Raw genomic sequence first — 8,046 nt, forward strand, 5'->3', positions numbered from 1 at the left:
GCGTCAGGCCGAGCGCACACGCCTCCGCACAATGATCGCGGTCAGGCCCGCGAGCATCAGCAGGAGCGCGATAGCGAGTGCCGAGCTGTCCTCATCCGCGCCGGTCTGGGCCAGTGTGCCGTTCGCGACGATCCGGATGCTGGTCCAGCCGAGCAGTTCGCCGTCTGCCGCGTAGACGGCCAGGCGGTGCATCCCGAGCGTCGCGTTCGTCGGAATCGTGACCGCGATGCGGCCGGCGCTGTCGAGCGTGCTCGACGCGATCTGCACGGGCGTCGAGTACATCCACACCGAAACGGCCTTACCGGCGTTCTGCGTGCCGGTGTTGATGGTCACCCGTCCGCCCGGCTCCGCGGAGAGCGGTGCCGTGACGTCGCCGTTGTTCGCTTCGACCAGCTGCTCACCGGCAAGCGGCGCTCCGGATCCCGTCTGCGGAAGACCGGGGTTGCTGGGGTTCCCCGCGCCCGGGTCGACCGGCGTCCCGGGGTCCACGGCGCTGCCCGGAACCGTACCTGTGCGCAGCGACCCCGACGGCTCGCCGTCCTTAAACCACCAGGCAGCACGCGCGAAGCCGGCTACGGACGAGGGCGCCGTGGCGAAGCCCTCGTTGTTGTCGTTCGGCATGCTCGCCGGGCGGGCGAAGTGCGCGATCGAGGGTTCAGCCGTGCCGTTGAAGGTGATCTGTGCGGCGGTGCCGTCACAGCCGTCGTCGCACACGGCCCAGAGCACATCGAGCACCGTGTCGTAGTCGAGCGCCATGACTCCGACGAGACCCGGATCGATCGTGGCGACGAGCTTCGATGTGCCGTCCCCGTTCAGAGCGAAGGCGAACACGCCTCCACCTTCCTCCATCGCGACGAAGAACAGGCCGTCGCCGTGACCCGGGTAGCGCGCCGGGTCGTACGCCACGTTGGTGCCCGCGTCGATCAGGCCGGCCAGGTCACCGTCGGCGACCCATTCGACTGCCTCGATGCCGAGGTTCGCGTTGACACTGGGCAGCTTGGCGGTGAGGTCCCACTCCTGGGTGGCCACGACATCCGGTCCCGGCGCGTTCGGGTCGACCTTCAGGACGACGTTCTCGTTGACGCCCTTCACGCTGTTGTCGCGCTCGGAAGCGAGGTAGACCCAGCCCGAGCCGTCCACGGTGATTCCCTCGGTGTCGGGGCCTGCCGCGGACGGGTTCGACGCGTCGCGCTGGAAGCGGGCGCGCTTGCCGTCCGCCCAGCCGTCCGCGAAGGTCACGGACCCGTTCGCCCCGACCTTCAGCTTCCAGAACGTGCCGGTGCCGTTGTCGACCGCCCAGAGGAACGTTCCATCCGACGTCGCCTGAGTGTCGAGGCCCGAGCTGTCGACGAGGAACATCGGGCTCTCGTCGATGACGGTGACCTCGGCCGAGCCGGGCCAGTCACCGACCGGGATCTCACCGACGCAGACGTTTGCGGCGCCCTTGGTCGACTCCGCCGTGACGGCGAAGGAGCCGGATGCGTCGGGGCAGCGCCCCCACGTGGTCGCCGCGTGGTCCGCACCCCAGGTCGTGGAGTCGCGCAGCGCGTCACCCTCGAACAGGCGAACCGTGTCGTCCTTGCCCAGTCCGAAGCCCAGGGTCTCGCCCTCGATCACGAGATACCCGAGAGCAGGGATCATGGTCTCGGCCGGGATCTCGTACGAGTGGGTGTCGTCGTCGTCCTTCACGACGATTCCGCTGACGTCGAGCGGGGTCGATGTGGGGTTGACGAGCTCGATCCAGTCGCCGGGCTCACCGCCATCCGATTCGACCTCGTTGATGCGCACGGGGTTGCCGCACGCGTTCAGCAGTCCCTTGGTCGACACTCCGAGGTCGACGAAGTCGCCGACACCATCCGCGCAGCGAGCCCAGACGCCCGTTGCGTGCGCGGGGTAGGCGTGTTCGGCGACCGTGACGTTCTGCGCGTTCCGCACGGTGACGGTGTCACCGCCGCCCAGCCCGAACACGAAGTTGGTGGGCTGATCGAAGACGAACAGCGCACCGGGCGCGATTGTCGTGCCGGAGGGCAGCGGCGTCGTCTCGGCCGCGTGGCCGACGGGGTCGCTGTCCATGACCGACCAACCCGAGAGGTCGACGGTCGTCGAACCCATGTTGATGATCTCGATCCAGTCGGTCGCGTCGCCGTTCGACTCGATCTCGTTGATCTGGATGTCGGGCAGCACACACGAGTTTGTGGCTCCGGGCGTCGGGTACGCGAGCACGAAGGGGCCTTCGCCATCCGGGCATCGTGCGAGGGTCGCCGCGGCAGCGTCGCCGTCGATGGCCGCGTGGCCCGTCCACGGCTCCGAGTCGTCGATCAGCTCGAGTGAGGCGTCGTAGAGACGGATGCGGTCGGCGCTGCCGATGCCGATCGGCGCATCGAAGCGCGACTCGTCACCGTCGACGAGGCCGATGCTGTCGGCCTCCACAACGAGGTATTCGCCTCCCGCGATCGTTGTGCCGGCGAGGAACTGCCAGCGGTGGTCGTCGGAATTGTCACGGATCTCGTAACCCGAGATGTCGAGCGTCTCGGTTCCGGGGTTGTAGAACTCGACCCAGTCGGCCGGCTGCGAGTCGATCTCGTTGATCACGATCGAGCCGGGCACGACGATCGTCGCGCAGTCGTTCGCGGCACCGGGCGTCGCAACGGTCGCGGGGGCCCAGGCATCCGTCCCGTCGGGGCAGCGCGCCCAGATGGCGAGCGGCGCGGTGTTCAGGTAGGCATACGCGTCGACCTCGGTGCTCGAGGCGTCGTACAGTACGACCTCGTCGCTCTTGCCGAGGCCGAAGGGGAAGTCCGTGTCCTTGACGAGCATGAGGAACCCGCCCGCCGCGATCGTCGTGCCCGCCGGCAGGGTGCCGAACTCGTCGCGCTTGTCGTCCGAGACCCTCCAGCCGGTCAGGTCGACGGCCTCGTCACCGCGGTTGAAGAGCTCGATGCTGTCGGAGTAGCCCGAGACCTCGTCGTAGTAGATCTCGTTGACGACGACATCGGATGCCGGGGGCTCCGGGTCCGTCGAGCCCGACGGCTCGGGCTCGGGGTCCGTTGAGCCCGAGGGCTCGGGCTCCGGGTCGACGTCCGCGAACGTGTTCGCCGCGCCCTTGGTCGGCTCGCTCGTCAGCGCCCAGTCCCCGGAGTCGTTCGCGCCCCAGGTGGTCGCGGCGTGATCTGTCCATGCGTATTCGTCGACCAGCGTCTCGGATGCATCGAACAGACGTGCAGAGTCGCCGCCACCCAACCCGAAGTCGAACTTGCCGACGTCGTCCTTGAGTTCGTCGAGCACGAGGAACGCTCCGGGCTCGACCGTCGTCCCGATGGGGATGGTGTAGCCGTGTGTGTCGTCCGAGTCCTTGACGACATACCCGTCCAGCACGATCGGTGCGTCGCTCGGGTTGAAGAATTCGATCCAGTCGCCGGGCGTACCGCCCGAGGACTCGATCTCGTTGATGCGGATGCCGGGTTGATCGGCGACTGCGGCGGACGGAACAGCGACGATGACGGCACCGGCGGCAACGCCGAGTGCGCACACCATCGTGGCCGCGAGTCCGGAAAGCATGCGGGGCATGAGGCTCCTGAGGAAGGCGAGAACGGGTCTCGTCCACACCATCGACACGGCCTAGACGGTCGGGGGCCGGGCGGTGTCCGCCGGGTTAACGCTGAGCGTCCCGCAGACGCGCGGCGAACGAACCGGCACCCGCGTCGAGCGCGGCGGGTGTTAGCGTGAAAGCTCGGCCAGATGAGAGGGGATGCGTGATGCGAGAGCTCTTCGCCGCGTTCCTCGGCCTCGTCTTGCTCGCGTCGGGCGCGACCCCCGCCCTCGATTCCGGTGCCACGCTCGGCCTCGTCGTGATCGTCATCGCGGCCGTCGCAACTCTCGCGGTCCTCGCCCAACTGGTGCGACCCGACACCTCCGGGGCTGGCGCGAACATCCGCGCGGAAGGTTCGATCGGCATCGCCACGCCACCGGCGCAGAGCGATCCGGACGCCGCGGGCCACTCCCGCCCTCGAGCCCCGGGTTTCGCGGCCTCGGCCGCGTAGCCCTCGGCAGTTCGTGCCCCCGTTCGCGGGGCGCTTCGCCGACGTCTGTCGCGGCCACACGCCGCCTACCCAGACTCGACGATCGGAACCTCCGTGGACCTTTTTACCCTGCCCCCGCTCGCCGCCATCCTCGACGCCATGTACGTGGCGATGATGTGGCTGACCGACCTCCTCCAACCCGTTGCGGGTGACGCATCCGCCGCCGCAGCGATCGTGCTCCTGACGCTGATCGTGCGTGCAGCACTGATCCCGGTGGGCATCTCGCAGGCGAAAGCCGAGCAGACGCGGGCTCGTCTCGCCCCACGCCTGCGCGCGATCCAGAAGCGCTACAAGCACGACCGCGAGCGCCAACAGCGCGAGATGATGAAGCTGTACGCCGACGAGAACACTTCGCCCTTCGCCGGATTGTTGCCCGTGCTGGCGCAGGCTCCCATCGTGGGCATCATCTACGCACTGTTCCTGCACAGCACGATCGCGGGGCATGCGAACGCTCTCCTCACCGAGCAGCTCGCTGGAGTGCCGCTCGGCACGAGCGTGGTGGGGTCTCTCGGCACATTCGATCCCGCAACCGGGGTCGTGTTCGGGATCCTGATCGCGATCATGTGCGTGGTCGCCGAGATCACCCGCCGCGCGTTTCGCCCGCCCGTCGCAGCAGCGGCGGATGCGGATGCCTCACCCCTGACATCCGTCGGCGCCCAACGCGTGATGGGACTGCTGCAGTACGCAACCGCGGTCGTGCTGCTGTTCGTGCCCCTCGCCGCGGCGCTGTACCTGACGGTGACGGTCGCCTGGACGCTGGTTCAGCGCCTGCTCCTACGCCGCCGCTATCCGCTGCCGCTGGTGTAGCCACCGCACGGCGCCGAGACCGCTGGTTCGCGTCGAGTCCGCCGGTTCTGCACCGCGCACAGCCGGCGGACTCGACGGTACCGGGCGGACTCGACGCGAGAGCGTTGTGCTCAGGACGCCGCGGGACCTGCTCTTCAGAGGTCTTCGGGCGACAGGTCACCCTCGCCCTCATCACCGAGATCGGCGATGAGCGGGTCTTCGCCCTGGGACTCCGGCTGGTCGAGCCCCGCACGAACATCCGTCGCGGGAATGTCGTCGTCATCAGCCGGGATCTCCGCGGGGTCGGCGCCCGTCGCGGTCGCGGGTTCCGCGAGCGGTGCCCCGTTTTCGCTGAGGCGGCCATCCCATTCCGCCTGCGCCGGATCGGCGTCCGCGTCCGCTGCAATCGAGGTGTCGTTGTCGCTGAGCGGCTGATGGGGCACCGAAGTGCCCGCGTCATCCGCCATGCCGCTGTCCATCGTTTGGTCAGTCATCTCGTCTCCTCGCTGAGGTGTTGCTCGTGCTCGGTATCGCTATGCGTCGTCAGAATCCGGTCCGACGTCATCCAGTTCGGGCGCATCCGGATTCTCCTGCCCGATGCCCGCGGCATCGATCGCCGGCGCGGCCTCGCCATCCCGGGGCCCTGTGGCCTCGAGGTCTGCGATCTGCTGCTCTTGTGCGGGGTCTCGTGTGTCCGACATGGTCGTTCCTCTCGATTGCCGAAGCACGAGCGTCTCACCGGAACGGATGCCTCGCCCCCGGGTTGACGCGACCCCCTTTCCGCAGTAATCGGCCCCGCGCTCGCGGCCCCGTCTCCCCGCGAGTGCACGACTTCCGCGCCAGCGCACGACCTACGCACCGCGCGCAGGTCGTGCGCTCGGGGAAATCCCGTACGCTCGACGACCATCACGCCGACCACAGAAAGGAATGTGGATGAGCACACTGCTGGGTATCGCACGGTTCACGTTCCACCCGGGCAAGGTCGACGAGTTCAAGCGGCTCTCGCGCGAGTGCATGCGGGTTGTCCGAGAACTCGACACCGGCACTCTGCGCTATGAGATCTTCCTCAACGACGACGAATCCCAGGCGATGGTCATCGAGGAGTATGTCGATGAGCGGGCCCTGATCGAGCATTCGGCCCATATCGGCGCAGACCTCTCTGCGGCAATCATCGCGACGGGCACGGTGCACGGCGAGCTCCTGGGCGACCTGTCGGATGGCTTCCGTGCTCAGATCGCAGGCGGCCCGGTGCAGTCGTTCTCGTCTTTCCTGTCGAAAGACTGAGCACCGACGGTCGCGATGCCCCCGGGCAAGCGCCGGTCTCTTCCCCGCACGCCCGGTAGCCTGGGCAGCGCCATTACCGGCATCCGCGACGACGAAAGGCGAACGGTGAACATCACGCTCCTCCGCCGATTCGTGGCGCTGACCGCCGCAGACCTGCACGCGCCCCGCGCGGCGCAGACCCTCGGCATCCCGCTCGCATCTCTGTACACGTCGATCGACAAGCTCGAGGCCGAGGTCGGGCATCCGATCGTCACCCGCAGCAAGTCCGGATGGACGCTCACACCCGCCGGCAAGCTCCTGCTCATCGAGGCGCAGCAACAGATCGCCCACGCCCCCGCGCCCGCGGCCAAAACGGGCGGGCCCGCGGGCGGCAAAGCGAAGGCCTCGAAGGGCAAGGGCCGCGCGCCCGTCGTCAAGGGCGAACCGAAGCCCTTCAAGAAGCGTCAGGGTCGCTAGCCAGGGTCGTTAGTCAGGACGTTCGTCCGAGACATCCGGATGCTCCGGCCGCGGCGTCTTCTTACCGTTCGGTGACCTGCCCCGCCTCGACCCGCCAGTGCCGGTCGGTCTGCACGGTGTCGAGCATCCGACGGTCGTGCGTCACGAGCAGCAGTGTGCCCACGTATGACTCCAAAGCCTTTTCGAGCTGCTCGATCGCCGGCAGATCGAGATGGTTGGTCGGTTCGTCGAGCACGAGCAGGTTGATGCCCTGCGCCTGCAGCAGCGCCAGGGCGGCCCGCGTGCGCTCGCCCGGCGAGAGCTCATCCACGGCTCGGTTCACGTGATCGGCCTTCAGCCCGAATTTCGCGAGCAGGGTGCGGACCTCTCCCGATGCGAGGGCGGGAACGAGTCCCTCGAACACATCGGCGAGCGCTCGGGTGCCGGTGAGAAGCGACCGTGCTTGGTCGATCTCGCCGACGTGCACGTTGGCGCCGACGCTCGCGGAGCCCTCGTCGGGTGTCCGCCGCCCGAGCAGCGCCCGCAGCAGGGTCGACTTGCCGGCGCCGTTGGGCCCCGTGATCCCGACCCGCTCCCCCGCGTTTACCTGCAGCGAAACCGGACCGAGGGTGAACGATCCCTGCCGGAACACCGCAGAGTTCAGCGTCGAGACGACCGTGCTCGAGCGCGGTGCCGCGCCGATCGTAAATTCGAGCTGCCATTCTTTGCGGGGCTCATCGACCTCGTCGAGCTGCGCGATCCGACTCTCCATCTGACGCACCTTCTGTGCCTGCTTCTCGCTCGACTCGGTAGCGGCCTTGCGGCGGATCTTGTCATTGTCGGGCGACTTCTTCACCGCGTTGCGGACACCTTGGCTCGACCACTCCCTCTGCGTGCGAGCTCGTGACACCAGGTCCGCCTTCTTGTCGGCGAATTCGTCGTACTTCTCGCGCGCGTGGCGCCGCACCGTCTCGCGCTCCTCCAGATACGCGTCGTACCCGCCGCCGAAGACGCGATTGGATGCCTGGGCGAGGTCGAGTTCGAGAACGCGCGTCACGGAGCGCGCAAGAAACTCGCGGTCGTGGCTGACGAGAACAACGCCGCCGCGGAGCCCGCGCACGAACGCCTCCAGCCGTTCGAGGCCGTCGAGGTCGAGGTCGTTCGTGGGTTCGTCGAGCAGCACGATGTCGAAGCGGGACAGCAGCAGCGCCGCGAGTCCCACACGAGCCGCCTGACCCCCCGATAGCGAAGTCATCAGGGCGTGTTCGGCGCTCGCGGCGCCAAGATCGAGGCGCAGGTCCAGCCCCAGGTCGGCGAGCACGACGGGGATTCGCTCGTCGAGATCCGCCGCGCCGCTCGCCAACCAGCGCTCGAGCGCCGCCGAATAGACGTCCGCCGGATCAGCGTCGGTGCCCGTCACGGGTGCGGGATCTCCTAGGTGCGTGGGTCAGATCCTTCCGTT

The 8,046-nt window shown here is 68.2% G+C and carries 8 protein-coding genes; 4 read left to right on the forward strand and 4 right to left on the reverse strand.

Annotated elements, in window-relative coordinates; all coding sequences use genetic code 11:
• Positions 1–3: 3 nt before the first annotated feature.
• Positions 4–3,567 carry a lamin tail domain-containing protein gene (locus tag MIC448_RS06400; protein WP_051513261.1) on the reverse strand — a complete coding sequence of 1,188 codons (3,564 nt, stop codon included), beginning with the start codon at positions 3,565–3,567 and terminating at the stop codon, positions 4–6.
• Between the two features lie 188 nt (positions 3,568–3,755).
• Between MIC448_RS06400 and MIC448_RS06405 the strand changes: the two genes are divergently transcribed.
• Together MIC448_RS06405 and MIC448_RS06410 are read left to right on the forward strand one after the other, a co-directional pair.
• On the forward strand, positions 3,756–4,040 hold the full coding sequence (locus MIC448_RS06405; protein ID WP_051513262.1) for a DUF6412 domain-containing protein: 285 nt from the start codon (positions 3,756–3,758) through the stop codon (positions 4,038–4,040).
• Positions 4,041–4,133: 93 nt separating this feature from the next.
• Positions 4,134–4,886: a membrane protein insertase YidC gene (locus MIC448_RS06410; RefSeq protein WP_036297517.1), complete on the forward strand. Its 753-nt coding sequence runs from the start codon at positions 4,134–4,136 to the stop codon at positions 4,884–4,886.
• 134 nt (positions 4,887–5,020) lie between these two features.
• Here MIC448_RS06410 and MIC448_RS06415 read toward each other — a convergent pair whose 3' ends face one another.
• Positions 5,021–5,359, reverse strand: coding sequence for a hypothetical protein (locus MIC448_RS06415; RefSeq protein WP_036297519.1), 339 nt, complete (start codon positions 5,357–5,359; stop codon positions 5,021–5,023).
• Positions 5,360–5,398: 39 nt separating this feature from the next.
• A complete protein-coding gene (locus MIC448_RS06420) occupies positions 5,399–5,566 on the reverse strand; it encodes a hypothetical protein (protein ID WP_158497522.1) in 168 nt (55 codons plus the stop codon).
• A 232-nt stretch (positions 5,567–5,798) separates the two neighbouring features.
• On the opposite strand from MIC448_RS06420, the gene MIC448_RS06425 reads away from it, so the two are divergent.
• Positions 5,799–6,149, forward strand: a complete 351-nt coding sequence (locus MIC448_RS06425) for a putative quinol monooxygenase (RefSeq protein WP_243419910.1) — start codon at positions 5,799–5,801, stop codon at positions 6,147–6,149.
• A gap of 15 nt (positions 6,150–6,164) precedes the next feature.
• Positions 6,165–6,605: a LysR family transcriptional regulator gene (locus MIC448_RS06430; RefSeq protein WP_243419911.1), complete on the forward strand. Its 441-nt coding sequence runs from the start codon at positions 6,165–6,167 to the stop codon at positions 6,603–6,605.
• 61 nt (positions 6,606–6,666) lie between these two features.
• Here the strand turns inward: MIC448_RS06430 and MIC448_RS06435 are convergent, their stop codons facing one another.
• Positions 6,667–8,004, reverse strand: a complete 1,338-nt coding sequence (locus MIC448_RS06435; RefSeq protein WP_243419912.1) for an ABC-F family ATP-binding cassette domain-containing protein — start codon at positions 8,002–8,004, stop codon at positions 6,667–6,669.
• Positions 8,005–8,046 lie beyond the last annotated feature (42 nt).

Origin of the sequence: Microbacterium sp. C448 (genome assembly GCF_000582705.2) — a bacterium.
GTDB classification, from domain to species: Bacteria; Actinomycetota; Actinomycetes; order Actinomycetales; family Microbacteriaceae; genus Microbacterium; species Microbacterium lacus_A.

Bases quoted from the DNA above. Each gene is read 5' to 3' on its own strand.
- MIC448_RS06400 (WP_051513261.1), bottom strand. From the start codon at position 3,567: ATGCCCCGCATGCTTTCCGGACTCGCGGCCACGATGGTGTGCGCACTC.
- MIC448_RS06405 (WP_051513262.1), top strand. From the start codon at position 3,756: ATGCGAGAGCTCTTCGCCGCGTTCCTCGGCCTCGTCTTGCTCGCGTCG.
- MIC448_RS06415 (WP_036297519.1), bottom strand. From the start codon at position 5,359: ATGACTGACCAAACGATGGACAGCGGCATGGCGGATGACGCGGGCACT.
- MIC448_RS06420 (WP_158497522.1), bottom strand. From the start codon at position 5,566: ATGTCGGACACACGAGACCCCGCACAAGAGCAGCAGATCGCAGACCTC.
- MIC448_RS06425 (WP_243419910.1), top strand. From the start codon at position 5,799: ATGAGCACACTGCTGGGTATCGCACGGTTCACGTTCCACCCGGGCAAG.
- MIC448_RS06430 (WP_243419911.1), top strand. From the start codon at position 6,165: ATGCCCCCGGGCAAGCGCCGGTCTCTTCCCCGCACGCCCGGTAGCCTG.